Genomic DNA, 18,162 nt, shown 5'->3' on the forward strand with positions numbered 1-18,162 from the left:
CATGCGCTCTCGGCTTCTGCCTGCCTGCACGCTGGCCACGGCAGTCGCGACCGCCGTACTGGTCGGCGGATGCAGCTCTGGCGACGACTGGTCCCAGCCGCACCCGAAGCCGAGCGCCGTCGGCACCATCGGCCCGGGGTTCTCCGACCCGGCGGCTTCACCGGCTCCGGAGGCGACGATCACTCCGCGGCCCGGCTCCTGGGACGGACTCCGGCCGTCGGAGGACTACCGTGTGGTGCTGCTGACCGCGGGCAAAGACCGTCAAACCAGGATGCTGGTGAGCGCCGTGAAGAAATGGGCCGAGGAGGTGGACGCCGACCTGAGGACCGTCACCGCCACGAAGCCGGACGAGTTCGTCCCGCGCATCAGCGACGCGATCGGCATGCGGCCCGACCTGATCGTCAGCGCCGGCAACGACCTCATCGACCCCCTGGCCGTGGTCTCGCCCAACCACCTCGACCAGCAGTTCCTCGTGGTCGGCGCCGAGTTGGCCGAGCCGACGGCGAACGTCACCGCCGCCGACTGGACCGGTGCCTCGTTCCGGGGCGAGGGACTCGGCATGTCCTCGTCGTACGACCCGGCCAGCTTCACCTCGGAACGGGCCGGGCGCGCCGTACGGGCCGGAGTCGCGGCGGTGCTCAGCGATCTGACCGGCATCGTCGTCTGGGTGGACTAGGCCCAAAGCCGTGAGTCTGTTGGTGATCTTGTGTGGGGTGCTGACGGGAGGGCCGTGGGGTGCTTCGCTGAGGGTGTGCGGGGTGGCCTCGGGGTCTGGGGTGTGGATGCGGTGCACCTCCCCTCCTACTGTGGGGACCGTGACCGGAGGGATAGTTGGGGGTTATGGCGTCCAGGAAGCGCATCTACGACGCCGAGTTCCGTGAGGGGGCGGTACGGATCGTGACGGAGACCGGGAAGCCGATTCCGGAGGTGGCCGAGGATCTGGGCATCCATCCCGGGACGCTGCACAGTTGGGTCCCGGCGGACGAAGTCCGGGGTGGCCGACAGCCTGCCCGGCCTGGTCAGCGACCGGCGACCTTCCTGCCCGCCAGGCCGAGCTCGGCCATCAGTTTCGCGACGGCGTTCACCGACGCGTGATGCAGCTCTTCTTCACGGACCAGCGAAAGGTCCGAGCCGTTGGCGCGGTGGCCGGGCTCAACGGCTTCGAGCTGGACGACCTGCTGAGCCGAACCCGTCTTCCGGCGGGCACGCCGATCCTGCTCGACGAGGCGATGAGGCCGATCGAGCCGGTGTCGAGCCGGTTCCGTTGGGTGGCGCCACTCAACGCGAGGCGGATATCTCCATCGGCGAATGCCAGCAGTGCTGTCTTCGCGCCCACGTCCCTCCCTCAAGGTCCACGGCTTCGGACAAGTGCCTGCACAGTACCTGGCTCCGAGCCTCCGAGTCGGCCGCCCTCGTACGCTCTCGCGATGGCCGGCCGCCCGCCGCTTGGCTTTTGGCGGGCGGCCGGCCATGTGCTGGGGCTACGTATCTGACGGAGCCCACCTATCACCCAGCAGTTCGGTAACGGACGTATAGTTCGCGCCATGCCCGACCCCAGTCGCCCCTCCCCGCTGAGCTCACTCATCGGGGTCGATGTCGACGCGACGGCCGAGCGGGTCTATCGGGCGTTGGTCTCCGGCGGACCGGCGCTCGGGCCGGATCTCGCCGGCCTGCTGGGGATCTCGGTCGAGGACATCGAAACGGCGATCGGTGCGTTGCGGCAGGTGGGCCTGGTTGACATGGCCGACGGCGGACGAATCTCGGCGGCGTCGCCGTCGCTGGCGCTCGAGGGGATGGTCGCGCAGCGCGAGCAGCAGGTCAGGGCCGCCCGAACGGCACTCGACGAGCTCGCGGAGGAGTACCGGAGGGCGCGCGAGGTGCAGCTGTCGAACGGCATCGAGATCGTTCGGGGTCGCAGCGAGATCGGCAGCTGGCTCAATGGCCTGTTGCTGTCCGCCAAGGAGCAGTTCCGGATGTTCGCGAAACCACCGTTCGCGGTTTTCGGGATCTCCGAAACTGACACCGAACGCGAGGTCGCCGGCCGTGGTCTGCGGGAGCGGATCATCATCGAACGGACCGTGCTGGATGAGCCCGCCGCGGAGAAGGACCTGGTCGCCTCCCTGGATCGGGGACAGGAGATCCGCATGGTGCAGTCGTTACCGGCGAAGCTGCTGATCGTCGACGATTCGATTGCGATCGTGCAGCTCGATGAGGGTGGGCACGCGCACTCGGAGATCGCGGTCGTGCGCGCCGGGGGGCTGCTGGACTGTCTGGTGTTCAGCTTCGAGAGCCTGTGGCGGTCGGCCATGCAACTGCGGGAGGCCCCCGGCCGTAGGGTCGATCCGAACTTGGCATCGCCGAAGGATCTCGCCGACCCGGCGGACCGGGAGGTCCTGATGCTGTTGCTGGCTGGGTACACCGATGCCGCGGTCGCTGCCCGACTGGGGATCGGCCTGCGGACCATGCAGCGCAGGGTCCGCAGGCTGATGGATCTGGCCGGCACCGATTCCCGGGTGTTGCTTGGCTGGCACGCGCGGGACCGGGGCTGGCTTTGAACGCCTTCGCCCTGTCGAGCCACCGACTGCGGTGGCTCGACAGGGCGAGGTGGCGCCGCGGCCTAGTTGCCCAGACCTGCCGGGATCCTCAGCATCACCGAGCTGGACCAGGCGGCGTTCGGGCCGCCCTCGCCGTAGACCATTAGCTGGTGGTGATCGTTGATGTCGAAGCTGTAGGTCGGCGTGAATCGATCTCCGGCAGAGAGCGGCACCATGCCGGACAGATCCCAGAGCCGTCCCTGCGGGTCCCAGATCGCCGACACCGCGACGTCCGGGAAAAGTTCGACAGTTCCGAGGATCCACCCGTCGTCGGTGACTTTCTCGCCGGTCGCGTTGTATCCGTAGTCGGCAAGGCGCTGCATTCCGCCGGCCTTGGTCCACACGAACGCATCGTCACCGCTGGTCCCCACGACGGTCCCGGAGGCGTTCACATCGTTCGCCTGGGCCGAATACTGTCCCGGAAGCGTGCCGAGATCCTGAATAACACCCGACGTCGCATCCCAGGCGACCGCGTGCGGCACATGGCCATCGGTGCGCGAGGCACCGACGATCATTCCGGCATCGTTGATGGCGCGCGGCTGGGTTCCCGTCAGATCCGTGGACAGGTGGGCCAGCTTGCTGAACGTCCCACCCGGCGTCCGCACGAACCCGTCACTGTAGCTGTGGTTCTTGCCGTCAGACTCCTTGACGATTGCTTCGGAGAATCCGGTGACGACACCCTTGTTATTCACGGCGGTCGCGTAGCCGCTGGAATAGGGCCGCCAATCCGGGACGCCGAGCACGGTGAGCGATCCATCCTTGGCCCATTGGGCGGGAAGAGTACGCAATGCACTGTCCGTCGCGATACCGACGGCGATCTGGCCGTCATTCAGGTCCAGAGCCGATCCGTACCTGCTCCCGGCAAGATCCAGGTTGGTGAACCCGTCGGCGGCCGTCCAGATGGTCGGCGTCATCCTGGAGTTGTACTGGCGATCCCCCGCGACTACGCCGCTCTCATTGAGAGCCGCGCCGACGAACGGCGGGGCCCACGCGACCAGATCGAGTTTGGGGACATCGACAGTGGCGATCGTGACGTGCGCCGCCCCGATGATCGTGCCGTACTCGTTGGCCACTCGGACCCGGCCGACCATGGGATCCTTGGTCAACTGCCGAGCGCTGACGATCATTGCCCCGTCGACCGGCATCGACTGGCCCGTGGCAACCGTGTACTTCGTGTCGGATTTCGGCGTGATCGTGCCGAGGCCCTTCGAGTACATCTCTTGGTGGTAGTCGAACGTGACGTTGTCTCCGGGCACGGCGACTCCCGCGACCACGATGAAGTACGTACCCGGCTGTGGATCATCGATGACGATGTGCTCGGGCGAGTCCCCGGTCGTGGTGCTCTGGCCTATCGGCCTGCCGTTGAAATACACATAGAAGTCCAGATCGGCAGCGTCTCTGGGCGTCAGCGTCACGTCGAGCCGGGTCGTCTGACGCGGAACATAGAGCATGTTGGACGTGATTTCGCCTTGCGAGACCGTCGAGAACAAATTGCGGACATCGCCGATCTCGCCAGTTGCGACGTGGGCGATCGCGGGGCCAAGGGTGTTCGTCCCCGTCGAGCCGACATTCGTCGGCGAGTTCATCGTCACCTTGTCGACTGTGACGGTCCCCGGATCGAACGACATGCCCTGCAGCGAAACCGTCGCTGTGTACGGGTTCTGTTCGACCGGAGACGTCCTGCGAGACTCGATCACGAACTCCCAGATGCCGGGTTTGGGTCGGTACACCGGTCGTGCGGTGGCGTCGCAGTTCGCCGGGTCGGTGTAGTTGGTGTAGCAGTGGTAACTGGCGTTGGAGTCCGCGGGCATGCCGTCGGGGTCGATGGGCAATGCGCGGACCTGGCTGCCGTCGGCGAGCCCGCCCAGGGTCAGCTGCAGTGCTTCGACGCCCTCGGGAACGGGCACCAGCAGCGAGGTGGTTCCGGTTCGGCCGAGCGTGCCGGAACTGGTGACCGCGTAGTCGGGTTTGGCCAGCGGCTTGGTCGCCAGCACGGTGACGGCGACGAACTGGTCGATGCCGCCCGTCGCCGGGTCATCAATGGTCAGGATCGCGCTATGCACGCCGGAGGTCGTCGCGGTCGCGGTGACCGTGATATCGGCCGCCTTTCCGAACTGCAGGGGCATTGCCGCGCGGGCGCTGAACGTGCCGTCGTTGCCGATCCAACCGATCCGGTGCGTGACGTTCCCGGCGGCACCGCTGGTCCGGGTGACGCCGACCTTGTAGGTCTTCTGCGCACCGGTCACCTGGCCGCCTTCCGTTGGCAGACAACGGTTGTAGATGCCGACGCCGGTGTTCGGAGTCGCGAGCAGGCCGGACAGCGAACTACAAACGGGAGCCGACACAGTGAGCTCATTGGTGTTGATGCCAGCGCTGAGCTGCTTCCAGGCCGCGACGGTGTCGATGATGCCGGCGCCCTGCGCGACGGTCGGGACGCCGGGGATCGGGTCGGCGGTGCCGATCAGGGCGGTCTTCAACGCCGCCGAGCTGACCGTCATCGAACGGGCCTTGGCAGCCGATAGCAGCAGCGCCGCCGCTCCGGCGACCTGCGGGGCCGCCATGGAGGTGCCGTTGGCCATGCCGTACCCGGCCGGCAGCGAGTACCCGGCCTCGGGGACGGCTTCACCGGACAGCCACATCGGGATCGAGGAGATGGCGGCGCCGGGCGCGGACACCTGCGGCGCCAGCGCCCCGTTCTCAGCGGGGCCGCGGGAGGAGAAGCCGAAGATGCCCTGCTTGGTGGCGACCTTCGACCCGTAGCCGGCCCACCAGGTGTCGGAGCTGACGGACGCGGCGACCGAGATGGCCTTGCCCGCCACGGACGGCGAGCTGACGGTGTTGGTGCCGAGGCCGTCGTTGCCGGCGGCGATGATGATCTGCACGCCGTAGCGGTCGATCAGCTCGTCGTAGAGCGCGGCGATCACGTCGGAGCCGTCGTTCAACGCGGGAAGCCCACCGATGGACAGGTTGACGACGTCGACATGGCGATTGGTGACCAGGTCGATCATGCCCTCGGTCAGTGCCGCCTGGGTGCAGCCACCGCCCCAAGTGCAGGCGCGGGCGGACACGATCTGCGCGCCCGGTGCGGCGCCGTGCATCTGGCCGCCGAACATCGACGTGCCGGCGGTGATCCCCGCCACATGGGTGCCGTGCGAGGCGACCGGCAACCCGATAGACACGTAGTTCGCGGTCTTGCCGACGTTGCTGCCGCCGAGCGGGGAGAGATCGACGTTGTCGCGGTACTCGACGACGAACGGGATGCGCTCGTTCTGCGGTGTTGCGGGGTCGTCGCTCCCGAAGTGGCCGACCTGGCGGTCGACCGCGAACGGGGCCATCGGTGTCTCGTCGGTGAGGTCCTGGTTGTTGTTGCCGTCGACCCAGATCCTGTGTGTGGTCGGGTCGTACAGAACCCCGTAGAAGTCCAGGGTGTCGCCGTCCCGGTTGAGGTCGCCCTCGAAGTCGCTCCCAGCCGTCGCCCTCTCGTAGAACACGCCGAATTGGAACGTGCCCTCCGGGATCGTCCAGGTCTTGCCCAGGTAGCTGAACGTCGGACCCGTCTTGGTGGTGGACATCCGCACCCAGCTGCCGTCGCGGTCGGTGACCGGATCGGTCTCGGTTACCCAATCGACAATCTTGGGCTTGCCGTCGCTGGTCGTCTGTAGCGCGGGATGCTCGACGTCGACGCCGGTGTCTAGCACGCCGACGACCGTGCCGCGCCCGTCCCAGGCCGGGTTGTCCCTGACGAAGGCCTCGGCGCCGGTCTCGTTGATCGGTAGGTACGGGTTGTCGGCGGGCGTGTTCGCGCCGGGCGCGGTCGGCCCTACAGCCTTCGTTGCCGCCGTCTTCGCACCCGCGGCGCCCAGATCCGGGCCCGGGATCTTGTACGTCCGGTTCAGGTCGATCGCCGCGACCGACCGAAGGCCGGCCAAGGTGGTCACGCTGTCAGTCGGGACGGTCGCCCGGACGTAGCCGACCTTTCCGGTCACCGACCCGACGGTCCCGCCGGCCTTCTCCACCGCGGCGACGACGTCCTCGGTCGCGCCCTTCCGGGCCAGCATCAACACCGTGACAGACTTCTTCTTCGACGCCTGCGCCTGCTGCAGCAGCCTGGTGTCGGCGTTGCCCAGCTTCTCGGCCGCAGTATCCGACAGCGAATCGTCGCTCAGCGGCTGGAACCCGTCGGTCTTCCCCGCCCTGTAGATAGAATCCGGGTTGTCGCGCCCGGCCCGGTCGTCGAGCCCAGCGACGGGCGACCGGCCCGGCCCCTGTGGCCCGTCGGGATCAGCGGGTTCGACCTTGCTCGTGCCAGCACTCTCGGAGCCAGTCGGGCTGGTCGGGTCGGCGGCTGCGGCCGCAGGGGCAATCAGCGCCGCGGCGATCAACACGGCCGACGCCGCGGCAATCACACCTGTTCGTCTCCGTCGTTTCATCGTGCTCCTAACCAAGGAGTGAAACATCACCGTGCGGCCAAGCCCGCAGACACGAGAACACCTGAGCCGCCTGGCCAATCTGGCAGTTGGGTCCGGGCAGGATCAACGGACCGAGTGGGGCGGATGTCTGCCATGGCTGAATGCCGCCACACTCGGCGCAGACCCACCGCTCCCAGTCGGTCGACCAGGCCGGCGAGCTCCCTCAGCACCCGCCATCGGTGCGGATTGCTCGCCCGGAACCCAGCAGTTCATCCACGCATTCCGCGCATCCACATGTCTGGTGGAGCGCACCGGCCGCTAGTGCCCCGGCAGGCAACGTTTGCCCGTTGAGGAGCGGCGTCCGGTGCGTGCTCTCGGTGTGCCGACCGGAAGTCCTCGTACTGGGCGTACTTGGGCTTTCGGGCGGTGCGGCGAGAGTGCGTGCCGGGCGTCGCGACGGGGCGAACGTTGCCTGTTGGGGCACTAGTTCGCACCGTGGCAACACCGGGCGATTGCGGCTGCGCGGTCGGCGACGGTGTCAACCTGGGGTGCCGGTAAGAACCGTGTCGGAGTCACCCTGGTCACCCCGGCCTGTTCAGGTCGCGTACTGCCGCCGGCACGTGGGTGGAGTCCGTGCGCTGCCTGCCGCCCGCCTTCACCAGGCCCCGGTCCTTGAGGGCGGTCAGCAGCAGGTCGAGCACCTTCTCCTCCATCCCGTGCTCGACAGTCGCGTGCGGAACTCGGACAGCACTGAGGCGTCGAACCCGGGATCATCCAGCTCCAGGCCGAGCGCGTACTTCAGGTCCATGCCGTACCGCACCCGATGCGCCACCGCCCGGTCGGTGAGGTTCTCGGCGAACTGCAACACCGTCACCAGCGCCAGCTGGCCCGGTGACCAGCCCGGCCGCCCTCTGGATCCGAACGCCTCGGCGAACTCGGCGTCCGCGAACAACTCGCCCAGCTCGTCACGGACCCGCATCGCCAACGGGTACGGGCCCCGCGCCGCCACCGCCGCGCCACCTGCGCGGTCAGCTCAGGCACCTTCGGCCACGGCCTCGGCCGCATCGACATTCCACACCCCACCCGCGACCGGGATCGCCAAGACGGCCGCTGCTGTCCCGACCAACGAACTGCCAAGGGCGGCCGAGGCGGGCCGTAGAAAATGGTGCCGCTCAAGTTCTTGAGCACATCGACTTTCTGACACTGCTTTATGGGCATGATCCGGCGGCGTCGATCCGGTCGCGATCCCTCGCTTGCCGATCTTGTTCATCAATCGGTCGATAGATCAACGCCGAAAGTCTTGGGTGTGCTCGGTGTTCAGGACGTCAGCCGTTCGATGTGCCGTGACTCCAAGGGTCGGATCGCGAGCGGCAGTGGTGCGGAGTGCACGATGTGGAGGCGGGAGACCGCTCGGGTGAGGGCCACGTACAGGCGGTTCATGCCGCGGGGCTCGGCTTCGACGATGGCTGAGGGCTCGACCACCACGACGTGGTCGTACTCCAGTCCCTTGGCGGTGGAGGCCGGCACGACGGTGAGGCGGGCTCCAAGGGTGTCCGGTCCGGATGCCGGGATCCCGGCCGCGATGAGAGCGCGGTGGAGCTTCGGTGCTTCGGCGTCGGCTGCGATGACGCCGATGCAGCCTGCGTGCTCCAGCGCTGTGTTCACGGCCGCGACTGTCGCGGCGGTCGTGTCGTGGGTCACCTCGATGCTCACCTCTCCGTCACGGCGCAAGGATCGGGCGGGTGGTACGTCCGCGTCGAGGTGGTGCAGCAGGCGGTTGGCGAGTTCGGCGACGGCGCCAGGGACGCGGAATCCTGTGGTGAGTGGGGTGACGATGGCGTCTGGCTTCCCCAGGTGGGTGAGGAACTGCGGCCAGTCGCGTGCGGCCCAGGGGGTGGTGCCTTGGGCGAGGTCCCCGAGGATGGTGACGGATCCGAAGGGTGAGCGGCGGGCGATGGCGCGGCACTGCATGGGGGACAGGTCCTGCGCTTCGTCGATCACGACATGCCCGTAGCCGCCGGGTCGCTCGATCAGGCCGGCGAGTTCGTCGAGGAGTACGAGATCGGCCGCTGACCAGCGGGCCGACCTGGCAGAGCGCGGGGGCTTGGGCCATAGGAGGGTCTTCTGCTCGTCCGCGTCGAGGACGCCTTCGGCGGCGGCGGCCAAAGTGTCCGGATGGGTGAGCAGGTCGGCGAGGATCTGCTCGGGTCGCACGGCGGGCCAGGTGGTGTTGAGCAGGGTGGTGACCGGGCGTGCCCGGGAGATCTTTTGTACCCAGGTATTCATGCGGGGGCCGCCGCGGCGCTCGGCCTGTTGCTGAACGACGTGGACGATGCGGGTACGGACGCGTTCGCGCCCCACGGCATAGGGGGGTTCCTCGGTGCGCACGTCCCGGACGATCTTCTCCAGTTCGTCGGCGGCTACACGCCAGCGGTAGGAACCGTCCGGCAGTACGAGCGGCTGCGTCGCCTCTGTGCTCACTCGTGCGTAGAGCGCGCGGCGCAGGACCTCTGCCATGCGGATGTCGTGCTTGACGATCGCCGCGGCGTCGCTGTCCTGCACCGTGACCGGGTGGCGGGCGATCTCGTCGTCGAGGGTGGACTGCCTCACTCCGGTCTCGCCGAGCGCGGGCAGGACTTCGGAAATGTAGGAGAGGAAAGCGCGGTTGGGGCCAAGAATCAGCAAGCCGCCGCGCTGGATGCGCTGCGGATAGGTGTAGAGGAGGTAGGCGGCGCGGTGCAGTCCGACCGCGGTCTTGCCCGTGCCCGGGGCGCCCTGGACACAGAGGGACGTGGTGAGGTCCTCACGTACGAGGTCGTCCTGCTCGGGCTGGATGGTGGCGGCGATGTCGCGCATGGGACCGATGCGGGGGCGCTCGATCTCGCTGGCGACGATGCTGCTTTCCCGCGCCTCGCCCTCACTGAGGTGCTCGTCCTCCAGGCCGGTGAGGTCGGCCGAGTCACCGCGGCTGGCAGGTGACCAGCCGAAGCGGCGCCGGATGGCAACGCCTTGAGGGTTGCGGGCGCTTGCCTGGTAGAAGGCGCGCGCCACTGGCGCGCGCCAGTCGACCACCAGCGGTGGGGCGGACGGATCGTGCGCGACGCGCACACGCCCGATGTGGTATTCCTGCCCGGCGTGATCGCCGTCGGCCTGGGGGTCCCGGGCGAAGTCGAGGCGCCCGAAGAACAGCGGGCCCTCGGGCAGCTCCCGAAGTTCCTTGGCCTGGCTGCGCAACAGGTAGCCGAGTACTTCGGCGTCGGCGCCGGACGCGGAGGCGTCTTCACCGACGACCACCTGCTCTTGCGCCCCGTCGATCATGGCCTTCAACGCCGCTCGGCATGCGTCGTGGTAGGCGCGTTCCCGGGTCAGGGCATCACTGAGCACGGAGTCGGAGAGTGACATCCCTCCACAATAATGCAACCGAGTAACGTTTTTTACCTGGTTGCGGTGTGAGGTCGGGCAAGGTGCGGCAGTCCGGCCTCGAGTTGCGCGAATGCCGACTGGGCTACTGCCACGGCCTCGGGATAGAGCGCGTCCGCGCTGCGGCCTGCGGTGATTTGGCGCCAGTTCTCCTGCGCGAGGACACGCTGGACGGCAACGATCTGCCCGGAAGCCAGACGCGCCTGGACGCCGCCGCCGGTTTCGCCGCCAAGGACGTCGGCAAGAGCGGCTTCGTCCCGTTCCACATGAGCATGCAGGCGCGCCACCAGTGACGGCGTCCCGTACAGCAGTCGGTGGAAGGCGAGCACGTCAGCGTCATCGTTCAGGCCGGTCACCGGATCGCGTCGGGCGAGCCCGTCCAGGAAGTGGCATCGCAGCGCCTCCAGCGGAGAGCGCCCGGCCAGGCGCTGTGCGACCACCCTGCCGGCCTCCCCCTCGTGGTCGGCCAGCCGATGCAGAACCAGGTCCTCCTTGGCCGGGAAGTACCGGAAGAGCGTCGGCTTGGAGATGTCGACGGCTGCCGCGACATCAGCGACGGTCACCTGCTCGAAGCCCTTCTGCAGGAAGAGCCCGATGGCCGTATCCGACAACCGCTGATACATCTGCCGCTTCTTGCGCTCGCGCAGCCCGCCCACGTCGCCCATACCAGGAAGCGTACGCAGCGACTAGCCGTACGCTGTCACGCCTCCTCGGCTTCGTCCTGCTCACGTTCCGGGGAGGGTGTAGGCCGCGATCACGTTCGCGATGCCGTGCCGTCCTCGACGTCTGCTGAGGCGCGCGGGCCAGGTACGGTGACCGCGGCGAGCTTCAAGCGGGCGTCCATGTCGAGGTTCACCTCCCCGTACGGGCGCACATGCGACCAGAACAACGGGTTAGGCCGCGCCGGTCGGCGGAGGTGAGGAGGTCGGCCCACTCCGGTTCGCCCAGGACGTCCTGGAGCATCAGGGTATTCAGGTAGACCAGGGCGGACTGGAGGATGCGACGAACATCTCCTGCTCGTCGCGCCGGTTGGAGGCGATCTCCCCGCCCTTGCCGTAGGCGATACACGTTGCCTGGTGCTTCCTTGATCTTCCCCAGCACCGGCGGCGCGTCCTCGCCTTCCGTGCCGCCATCGCCGGGTTCCGCGTCGTCGTCCTGGTCAGTGCCGGCGGCCACCAGAGCCACCAGCCGGTCGATGCTCTCCGCAGGCAGCCGAGAGGAGATCCGGGCTGTCAGCGATTCCTCGGCCGCCCGCAGGGCGCCCGCGACGATCCGGTCGCACCGGCCCGGAGTGGGCGGCTCGATGCTCTCCGCGCGACAACGTGCCAGCAGTTCCACCCGGACCTGCTCGGGCCTGCGTTCCTTGTGCGCGACGTGCTCGGCCAGATACGCCGTCAGCCTTCGGGGTCGAGTAGGAACCATGCAGAGAGTGCAGTTTGCTGTCACATGATTTGACACGGGAGGTCCTCCAGCGGCGCGGATTGCACTTGCGCATCGCGACCGGCGCCTGGTCCGGTTTCGATCTCGCGGCCGACGACCCGCAGACCAAGCTGTTCGTCACGATGCTCGCCGCGGTCCTGGAGATCCAGCGCGACGTGATCAGCGAGAACACGAAGGGAGGCGTCGCTGCCGCCGAGGCCGCGGGTAAGACGCTGGGGCGCCCGGCCGCGCTTGATGAGGACCAGGCGGCCGACATCGTCGGCGCGTACGCCAAGGGCGCCGCAGTCAAGGAGCTCGCCCGGCAGTACGGTGTCGCGCCCAAGACCATCCGCCGCGTGCTCGACGCCGCCCGCGCCCGCCGTATCGGCGACCTCCCGGACGAACTCGACGCCGTGGCCACCGCCGCCGAGTACAAGGAACAGGCGCCCGAGCCGCCGCACACCATCGACGTCCCCGGCCTGCTCGCCGAACACCTCAAGACCACCGAGACCGCCGAGATCCGCGACGCACTGCGCGGCGGCAGGACCATCCGCCGAGGGCAGGGCCACTCGGTACGCGTCACGGCTCCGCTCGTGCTTCACCAGGCCACGCTCAAACAGTGCGCCGCCCTCGCCGCCGACGGCTCCGCCCCGGCCGGGCGCAAGGCGCACCGCACGTACGCCGACCGGATCGCGGCGGTCGCGCGGCCATCCTGAAGGCGGCCAACCTCTCGTACGGTGGGGCAGCGATCTCCGACTTCGACCGGATGAAGTGGCGGCGCTCCGGTGCTCGGCGCGGGCGGGCTCTTCGGCCCGTACGGTCCGCAGCGCGCGATCCTGGAGACATGGAGATTGAGGTCTTGGTGGTGCCGGGTTGCCCCAACCAGCAACTCGTCGAGGAGCGACTGCGGCAGACGCTGGACGGCGCCGGGCTGTCCAGCACCGTTTTCACCACACGGGTGATCGCGGACCAGGCCGAGGCCGAGCGGTCGGGCTTCATCGGCTCCCCGACGATCCTGATCGACGGCCGCGATCTGTTCGCTGAACCGGGCGCGGCGCCGTCGGTCGCCTGCCGGATCTACCGCACCCCTTGCGGCCTGGCCGGTGCGCCCGAGGTCGATCAGCTCCGGCAAGCCCTGGAGTCAGCCGTCGATGCGGGCGGCGGAGTGTAAGCGGGATCACCGTCGGACTGGCAGATGGCGCCTAGCGTCGCTGTCATGGACCACAAAGATCTCGTCGGAGGTGGCTGGTCATGATGCGCGCCGTGTGGAACGCCACCGTGCTCGCGGAGGCCGAGCAGACCGTTGTCGTGGAGGGCAATCACTACTTTCCGCCCGAGTCGCTCCACCGGGAGTACTTCACCGAGAGCCGGGCCAGGTCGCTGTGCTTGTGGAAGGGGCTTGCCCGCTACTACACGGTGTCCGTCGGCGGGCAGACCAACGTGAACGCCGCCTGGTACTACCCGCACCCCAGCCCGCTGGCGAAGAAGATCAAGAACTACGTCGCGTTCTGGAACGGCGTCGTGGTCGAGGAAGCAGCGCCGCAGGAGAGCCGGTGACCGCCGCTCGTGGTCTGCGGATCGCGGCCTGGGGCGTGGGTATGGGCGGCTCGCTGGCAGCCGCCTACCTGGGGCTGGTGACCGGAGCCGTCCCGGTCCACGTCGGCGTGGGGCGCCGCACCCGCTCGTTGGGCCCGCAGAGCGTCGACATCGCGGCCCCTCGGGAGACGGTCTTCGACGTGGTGGCCAGGCCGTATCTGGGCCGTACTCCGCGGGCGATGCGCGAGAAGCTGAATGTGCTGGTACGCGGCAGTGACCTGGTGCTGGCCGAGCACTTCACCCCAGTCGCGGGCGGTCGGCTGCGAGCGGTCACGGTGGAGACGGTGCGCTTCACCCGGCCCGAGCGCGTCGACTTCCGCCTGGTGCGCGGCCCGGTCCCCGAGGTGTCGGAGTCCTTCGTGCTGAGCGGGACCGCGACGGGGACCCGGCTGGTGTACGAGGGACAGCTGGGTACCGATCTGTGGCGGCTGGGGCAGTGGTGGGGCGCCTCGGTGGCCCGCCGCTGGGAGGCGGCGGTCGCCGCCTCGCTCGCCTCGGTCAAGGCCGAGGCCGAGCGCCGTTCAGCGGCGGCGGGAGGGTAGGTCCGCGGCCGGTTCGGTGAGCGCGCTTACAGTTCCGGCCACCCCGGCGGCCGTACACCGCCGTCGCCGACCACGCCCTCGGCTACGCCTTGCTCATTGCTGAAAAACCGCTCTGACGACCGAACGCCGACTACCGGCCCGTACGTAAGCGCCCTCACATACCCGCGCCCGTCGGCCGCCCTAGCGTCACAGACGAAGGCAGAACGATCGGCAGGGAGAGGACTTCACCATCATGGCAACCACCGTGCACGTCTCCCCGCGCACTGCCGCCCTCCCCGTCCACGCCCTCTACGGAGCGGCGGCCGGGCTGGTCGGCGGTGTCGGGATGGGCATCTGGATGTCGGTGTCCCGTCCGATGATGGACACCGCGATGATCATCATGGTCGCGGGCCTCCTCGGTTCCACCAACGCCTTCGTCGGCTGGCTGATCCACGTCGCGATCGCCGTCTTCGCCGGCACCGGCGCGCGCGAGGGAACCGCTGCCATGGTGTCCCATCGGGGCATGTTCCACTTCGTGGGCCGTCCGGTCAGGGGCACGGCCGCCTTCTTGTCGTCGTGGCTTCCCACGTCGCCCAACCTGCCCACGACGGGGGGTGAGGACTACTGACCACTGTGCGCCCCCGGGAGCCGAGGGCGGATTCCGGGGGCGCACACGGTTACGAACGGTGCTGGCCGTCAGTCACGCGGCGCAGGATAGGTCTTGGGCAGGCGCATGCCGCGCTCGGCCATGATGTCCCGCACCCGGTTGGGGTAGTCGGTGATGATGCCGTCGATGCCCATGTCCATCAGTGCCTTGATGGTGGCGGGGTCGTCACAGGTCCACGGGATGACCTTCAGACCGCGCTGGTGGGCCTCGCTGATCATCTTTTCGTCAGGGTAGAAACGGAAATTGGGGTCGGCGATCGTACCGTTCTGCGGGAAGCCGTAGTTCGGGGAGAGGGCGGTGACGCCCGGGATGGAGGCAGCAGCCTTGACGAAGTCGCCGTCGTAGTCGTCGGCGTCGATGCCGCCGAGCCATGGAGACGCGCCAGGCTTGCCGACCTGGAGGAAGTCGTAGTTCGTCAGCGCCACCAGCGGGTACGACGGTGCGAGCTTGTGCATCTCCTTCAGGGCGCCCCAGTCGAAGGACTGGATGGTGACCTGCTTCTCGATGCCCGAGCGGTGGATCTCCTCGTAGACACGCCGCACGAACAGCTCGCGCGGCGCGGTCTGCTCAGGCGCGCCGGCCTCGACCTTGGTCTCGATGTTCAGCTTGACCTGCTTGGCGTTGTAGCTCTTGACCAGGTTGAGGACATCCTTGAGCTCCACCATGCGGAAGCTCTTGATCTGCTCCTGCTCGGGGAAGCCGGGAAGCTGCTGGTAACCGCAGTCCATGGTCTTGATCTGACTCAACGTCAGGTCCTTGATGTACTTGCCGACGTACGGGTACATCGGGTCGCCCGGCGTCACCGGGCCTGTGTCCTTACACTTCTGGGCGCTGATCTGCCGGTCGTGATTGACGACCACCTTGTTGTCCTTGGTGATGTGGGTGTCCAGTTCCAAGGTGCTCACCCCGAGACGCAGGGCCTTGCTGAAGCCCTCCAGGGACTCCTCGGTGGTCAGGCCCAGCCCTCCGCGGTGGGCCTGGAGGTCGAACTGGGTCTTCTGGGGAAGGACCTCGGGCTGCGGGTCGGCCGTTGCCGCCTGGGCGGTTGCGGGGAAGGTGAGCGCTGGTACGAAGGCCAGGGCGGCGAGTGCGTGCCGGAGAGACATGTTGTCCTCATGTGCATCGGAGTGAATCAGGCGCCCCGACGCTAAGCCGCAGGTTCCGCCCGCACGAGGCCCGCACATGAGAGGATCGTGAACGCCCGGGGAATGGTGGCCATTACTAGGGCCTGTTCTGAGTTGAGATCAGAGGGCTTGCAGGCTGCGTAACCAGAGGATGGATCCGCGCAGGTGAAGCCCGGCGGCGTAGCTCTCGGGTGTCTTGTCGTAGCGCGTGGCCAGCCCCGCCATTCCTTGAACTTGCTGATGCCGCGCTCGACGGTGTTGCGATCTTTGTGGAGCGTGGGGTCGTGGCTGACCGGGCGGCCGCCGGAGCGTCCCTTCTTCTTGCGGTGGGCGGCCTGGTCGGCCTTTTCCGGGATCACCGCCTTGATGTTGCGTCTGCGCAGGTGAGCGCGGTTGGCGCGGGAGGAGTACGCCTTGTCGCCGGCCACTGCGTCCGGCCGGGTCCTGGGGCGGCCGACCGGACCGCGAACCTTGATTTTCTTAAGGACAGGGATGAAGCGCGGACTGTCCGCGGCCTGGCCGGGAGTCAGCGCGATGGACAGCGGGCGGCAGCGCCGCTCGACGGCGAGGTGGACCTTACTGGTGAGCCCCCCTCGCGAGCGGCCCAGCGCGGCGGCCCGCAGTCGGGCCCTGCGGCGTCGGCGCGCGATGCGGCGGTGTTCTCGACCGGGGTCCTCCCTGTCCCGCCCCTCGCCTACGGGGTCGTTTTGCCCCTTTGCTGCAGCCCCTTTTCCTCCGCCACGGCCTTCTCCAGGTCCTCGAGGAGCTCCGGGTCGACGACCATGCCCGCCGCGTGGTGATGCGCGCGGACAACGGTCGAGTCCACGCTGACCAGGCTCAGGTCGACGTCGTCGCGGGCCGCCGCCTCGGCGATCACCGCGTCCATGAGGGCCTGGAAGACCCCGTCACGCGCCCACATCCGGAACCGGTCGTAGATCGTCGACCAGGAGCCGTAGCTCTCCGGCACATCCCGCGAGGGGCTGCCGGTACGGAACCGCCACATCACCGCGTCGAAGTAGCTGCGCAGGTCAGGGATCGGCCCGAACGCCCCCAGCGGCAGGTGCGGCTCGACCAACTCCCACTCACCATCGGTCCGGTCACCACGAGTCACGTGACCGGTCTACCGCAGCCAGCACCCTCATGAAGCGGGAATGACCGATCCTGTGATCTCAACTCAGAACAGGCCCTAGTACCCCAGCTGTAGATCGTGATCTTGCTGGTTGGGGTTTGTGTGCTCAGCCGCGAGCTGTTCGAAGGGGGTGCCGTCGAGCAGCCGGTCGAGTGTGTCCACCATGTGAGGGCATTCGCGAGCCGGGTGCTCGGCCGGGCACATGAGTGCGTGCGTGAGGAAGTCCTTGGCCCCCTGAGCCCTGGAGATCAGCTCCTCCAGGTCTGCGATCTGCTCACCGACCGTCGCACGCCATTGCTCGCTCGACTCATCCAACACGGTGGCGGCTGTGTGGAGGCGGATGCCGAGCCTCTGTGCGATTTGAAGGAACGCCAAGCGGCGCATCTCCTGCAGGCCGTAGACCCGCTTCCCGCTTACCCGTGCCGCCGGCCGCACGAGGCCGCGCTCCTCGTAGTAGCGCAACGTCGATGTTCGCATGCCGAGTCGCCTGGCGGCCTCACCGATGGGAATCAGGTCCATGTCTCCATTTGACTTCAAGCCGACTTGAAGCGGGAGCCTGCGTGCATGGAAACCACGACGTCCTGGACCCTGGAGAAACCGACCCGTTCGCCGTTCGCGATGCCGAGTGGGCTGCCCGGCTGGCTCGCAGGCCGCATCATGCTGTGGACGAACAGGCAGCAGGACCTGCTCGACCTGCTCGACGTCCAAGCGGGAGAGCAGGTCCTGGAGGTCGGTTACGGTCCTGGCGGGCTGATCCGCCTGCTCCAGCGGACGTCCGCGAGGCGGATCTGCGGTGTAGACCCCTCTTCCCAGATGCACGACCTCGCCGCGCGGCCGCACCGGGCAGAGATCGCCACGGGCCGGATCGACCTGCGGCTGGGCACGGCCGACCGCACAGGTTTCGGCGATGCGGAGTTCGACTGCGTGGTCTCGGTGAACAACGTGGCCATCTGGCCGGATCTTCAGGCAGGACTGAGCGAGTTGCATCGGGTGACACGTGCTGGAGGGCGAGTGCTGATCGCCTGGCATGGTGGGACGCGGCCGTCCCGGATCGCCCGCAGCCTCGCGCTGCCGGAGGACAAGGCTGCTCACATCGAGCGGGGGCTTCGCAGCCTCTTCTCTGTTGTCACACGCCACGAGTTGGCCAGCCTCACCATCTGGGCCGCCGTCCGCTAACCAGGCACTCCGGGAGCTCCAGCGGTAGATCGTGATCTGGCTGGGTTCGGGGGCAGTGCAGAGACGGGAGCGGCCACCGATGATCATCGTGAGTTGTGTGGACTGAC

Annotated in this window: 17 protein-coding genes and 1 pseudogene; 9 read left to right on the forward strand and 9 right to left on the reverse strand. The window is 68.1% G+C overall.

The window, feature by feature from the left end; genetic code table 11:
• Position 1 precedes the first annotated feature (1 nt).
• The 3 genes from ACFY4A_RS25745 to ACFY4A_RS25755 all read left to right on the forward strand — a co-directional run bounded on the left by ACFY4A_RS25745 (position 2) and on the right by ACFY4A_RS25755 (position 2,555).
• Entirely contained in the window at positions 2-676 is a 675-nt protein-coding gene (locus tag ACFY4A_RS25745; protein WP_390831713.1) for a hypothetical protein, read from the forward strand.
• 164 nt (positions 677-840) lie between these two features.
• Complete coding sequence (locus ACFY4A_RS25750) at positions 841-1,095, forward strand: transposase (RefSeq protein WP_390831714.1); 255 nt, start codon at positions 841-843, stop codon at positions 1,093-1,095.
• A gap of 449 nt (positions 1,096-1,544) precedes the next feature.
• The gene (locus ACFY4A_RS25755) at positions 1,545-2,555 is read left to right on the forward strand and encodes a helix-turn-helix transcriptional regulator (RefSeq protein WP_390831715.1); all 1,011 of its coding nucleotides are present in this window, start codon (positions 1,545-1,547) and stop codon (positions 2,553-2,555) included.
• 62 nt (positions 2,556-2,617) lie between these two features.
• Here the strand turns inward: ACFY4A_RS25755 and ACFY4A_RS25760 are convergent, their stop codons facing one another.
• The 6 genes from ACFY4A_RS25760 to ACFY4A_RS25785 form a co-directional block, all read right to left on the reverse strand.
• Entirely contained in the window at positions 2,618-7,000 is a 4,383-nt protein-coding gene (locus ACFY4A_RS25760; protein ID WP_390831716.1) for a S8 family serine peptidase, read from the reverse strand.
• A gap of 685 nt (positions 7,001-7,685) precedes the next feature.
• Positions 7,686-7,982: a transposase gene (locus ACFY4A_RS25765; protein WP_390831717.1), complete on the reverse strand. Its 297-nt coding sequence runs from the start codon at positions 7,980-7,982 to the stop codon at positions 7,686-7,688.
• A gap of 54 nt (positions 7,983-8,036) precedes the next feature.
• Positions 8,037-8,273 (reverse strand): hypothetical protein, encoded by a 237-nt coding sequence (locus ACFY4A_RS25770; protein ID WP_390831718.1) that lies wholly within the window; start codon positions 8,271-8,273, stop codon positions 8,037-8,039.
• Positions 8,274-8,320: 47 nt separating this feature from the next.
• Positions 8,321-10,405 (reverse strand): HelD family protein, encoded by a 2,085-nt coding sequence (locus ACFY4A_RS25775; protein WP_390831719.1) that lies wholly within the window; start codon positions 10,403-10,405, stop codon positions 8,321-8,323.
• Between the two features lie 32 nt (positions 10,406-10,437).
• A complete protein-coding gene (locus ACFY4A_RS25780; protein ID WP_390831720.1) occupies positions 10,438-11,088 on the reverse strand; it encodes a TetR/AcrR family transcriptional regulator in 651 nt (216 codons plus the stop codon).
• 187 nt (positions 11,089-11,275) lie between these two features.
• Positions 11,276-11,845 carry a hypothetical protein gene (locus ACFY4A_RS25785; protein WP_390831721.1) on the reverse strand — a complete coding sequence of 190 codons (570 nt, stop codon included), beginning with the start codon at positions 11,843-11,845 and terminating at the stop codon, positions 11,276-11,278.
• Positions 11,846-11,874: 29 nt separating this feature from the next.
• Between ACFY4A_RS25785 and ACFY4A_RS25790 the strand changes: the two genes are divergently transcribed.
• The 5 genes from ACFY4A_RS25790 to ACFY4A_RS25810 all read left to right on the forward strand — a co-directional run bounded on the left by ACFY4A_RS25790 (position 11,875) and on the right by ACFY4A_RS25810 (position 14,587).
• Positions 11,875-12,558: a recombinase family protein gene (locus ACFY4A_RS25790; protein ID WP_390831722.1), complete on the forward strand. Its 684-nt coding sequence runs from the start codon at positions 11,875-11,877 to the stop codon at positions 12,556-12,558.
• A 128-nt stretch (positions 12,559-12,686) separates the two neighbouring features.
• Positions 12,687-13,013 (forward strand): hypothetical protein, encoded by a 327-nt coding sequence (locus tag ACFY4A_RS25795; RefSeq protein WP_390831723.1) that lies wholly within the window; start codon positions 12,687-12,689, stop codon positions 13,011-13,013.
• A gap of 80 nt (positions 13,014-13,093) precedes the next feature.
• Positions 13,094-13,399: a DUF427 domain-containing protein gene (locus tag ACFY4A_RS25800; RefSeq protein WP_390831724.1), complete on the forward strand. Its 306-nt coding sequence runs from the start codon at positions 13,094-13,096 to the stop codon at positions 13,397-13,399.
• Positions 13,396-13,980 (forward strand): SRPBCC family protein, encoded by a 585-nt coding sequence (locus tag ACFY4A_RS25805; RefSeq protein ID WP_390831725.1) that lies wholly within the window; start codon positions 13,396-13,398, stop codon positions 13,978-13,980. Before ACFY4A_RS25800 ends, ACFY4A_RS25805 begins: the two co-directional genes overlap by 4 nt.
• A gap of 232 nt (positions 13,981-14,212) precedes the next feature.
• The gene (locus ACFY4A_RS25810) at positions 14,213-14,587 is read left to right on the forward strand and encodes a hypothetical protein (protein WP_390831726.1); all 375 of its coding nucleotides are present in this window, start codon (positions 14,213-14,215) and stop codon (positions 14,585-14,587) included.
• A gap of 68 nt (positions 14,588-14,655) precedes the next feature.
• On the opposite strand, the gene ACFY4A_RS25815 is transcribed toward ACFY4A_RS25810, so the two are convergent.
• The 3 genes and pseudogenes from ACFY4A_RS25815 to ACFY4A_RS25825 all read right to left on the reverse strand — a co-directional run bounded on the left by ACFY4A_RS25815 (position 14,656) and on the right by ACFY4A_RS25825 (position 17,398).
• On the reverse strand, positions 14,656-15,732 hold the full coding sequence (locus ACFY4A_RS25815) for a glycerophosphodiester phosphodiesterase family protein (protein WP_390831727.1): 1,077 nt from the start codon (positions 15,730-15,732) through the stop codon (positions 14,656-14,658).
• A gap of 138 nt (positions 15,733-15,870) precedes the next feature.
• Positions 15,871-16,861, reverse strand: a pseudogene (locus tag ACFY4A_RS25820) (IS5 family transposase).
• 75 nt (positions 16,862-16,936) lie between these two features.
• Positions 16,937-17,398 carry a MerR family transcriptional regulator gene (locus ACFY4A_RS25825; protein WP_390831728.1) on the reverse strand — a complete coding sequence of 154 codons (462 nt, stop codon included), beginning with the start codon at positions 17,396-17,398 and terminating at the stop codon, positions 16,937-16,939.
• A gap of 45 nt (positions 17,399-17,443) precedes the next feature.
• On the opposite strand from ACFY4A_RS25825, the gene ACFY4A_RS25830 reads away from it, so the two are divergent.
• A complete protein-coding gene (locus ACFY4A_RS25830; protein WP_390831729.1) occupies positions 17,444-18,055 on the forward strand; it encodes a class I SAM-dependent methyltransferase in 612 nt (203 codons plus the stop codon).
• Positions 18,056-18,162: the final 107 nt, after the last annotated feature.

The organism is Streptomyces sp. NPDC001292, assembly GCF_042896465.1.
GTDB lineage: Bacteria > Actinomycetota > Actinomycetes > Streptomycetales > Streptomycetaceae > Streptomyces.

What these genes read in the sequence shown, in the direction of transcription:
- ACFY4A_RS25780 (WP_390831720.1), bottom strand. Translation starts at nt 11,088, where the DNA reads ATGGGCGACGTGGGCGGGCTGCGCGAGCGCAAGAAGCGGCAGATGTAT.
- ACFY4A_RS25765 (WP_390831717.1), bottom strand. Translation starts at nt 7,982, where the DNA reads ATGCGGGTCCGTGACGAGCTGGGCGAGTTGTTCGCGGACGCCGAGTTC.
- ACFY4A_RS25775 (WP_390831719.1), bottom strand. Translation starts at nt 10,405, where the DNA reads ATGTCACTCTCCGACTCCGTGCTCAGTGATGCCCTGACCCGGGAACGC.
- ACFY4A_RS25770 (WP_390831718.1), bottom strand. Translation starts at nt 8,273, where the DNA reads ATGAACAAGATCGGCAAGCGAGGGATCGCGACCGGATCGACGCCGCCG.
- ACFY4A_RS25815 (WP_390831727.1), bottom strand. Translation starts at nt 15,732, where the DNA reads ATGTCTCTCCGGCACGCACTCGCCGCCCTGGCCTTCGTACCAGCGCTC.
- ACFY4A_RS25755 (WP_390831715.1), top strand. Translation starts at nt 1,545, where the DNA reads ATGCCCGACCCCAGTCGCCCCTCCCCGCTGAGCTCACTCATCGGGGTC.
- ACFY4A_RS25785 (WP_390831721.1), bottom strand. Translation starts at nt 11,845, where the DNA reads ATGGTTCCTACTCGACCCCGAAGGCTGACGGCGTATCTGGCCGAGCAC.
- ACFY4A_RS25825 (WP_390831728.1), bottom strand. Translation starts at nt 17,398, where the DNA reads ATGGACCTGATTCCCATCGGTGAGGCCGCCAGGCGACTCGGCATGCGA.
- ACFY4A_RS25745 (WP_390831713.1), top strand. Translation starts at nt 2, where the DNA reads ATGCGCTCTCGGCTTCTGCCTGCCTGCACGCTGGCCACGGCAGTCGCG.
- ACFY4A_RS25810 (WP_390831726.1), top strand. Translation starts at nt 14,213, where the DNA reads ATGGCAACCACCGTGCACGTCTCCCCGCGCACTGCCGCCCTCCCCGTC.
- ACFY4A_RS25830 (WP_390831729.1), top strand. Translation starts at nt 17,444, where the DNA reads ATGGAAACCACGACGTCCTGGACCCTGGAGAAACCGACCCGTTCGCCG.
- ACFY4A_RS25795 (WP_390831723.1), top strand. Translation starts at nt 12,687, where the DNA reads ATGGAGATTGAGGTCTTGGTGGTGCCGGGTTGCCCCAACCAGCAACTC.
- ACFY4A_RS25750 (WP_390831714.1), top strand. Translation starts at nt 841, where the DNA reads ATGGCGTCCAGGAAGCGCATCTACGACGCCGAGTTCCGTGAGGGGGCG.
- ACFY4A_RS25800 (WP_390831724.1), top strand. Translation starts at nt 13,094, where the DNA reads ATGATGCGCGCCGTGTGGAACGCCACCGTGCTCGCGGAGGCCGAGCAG.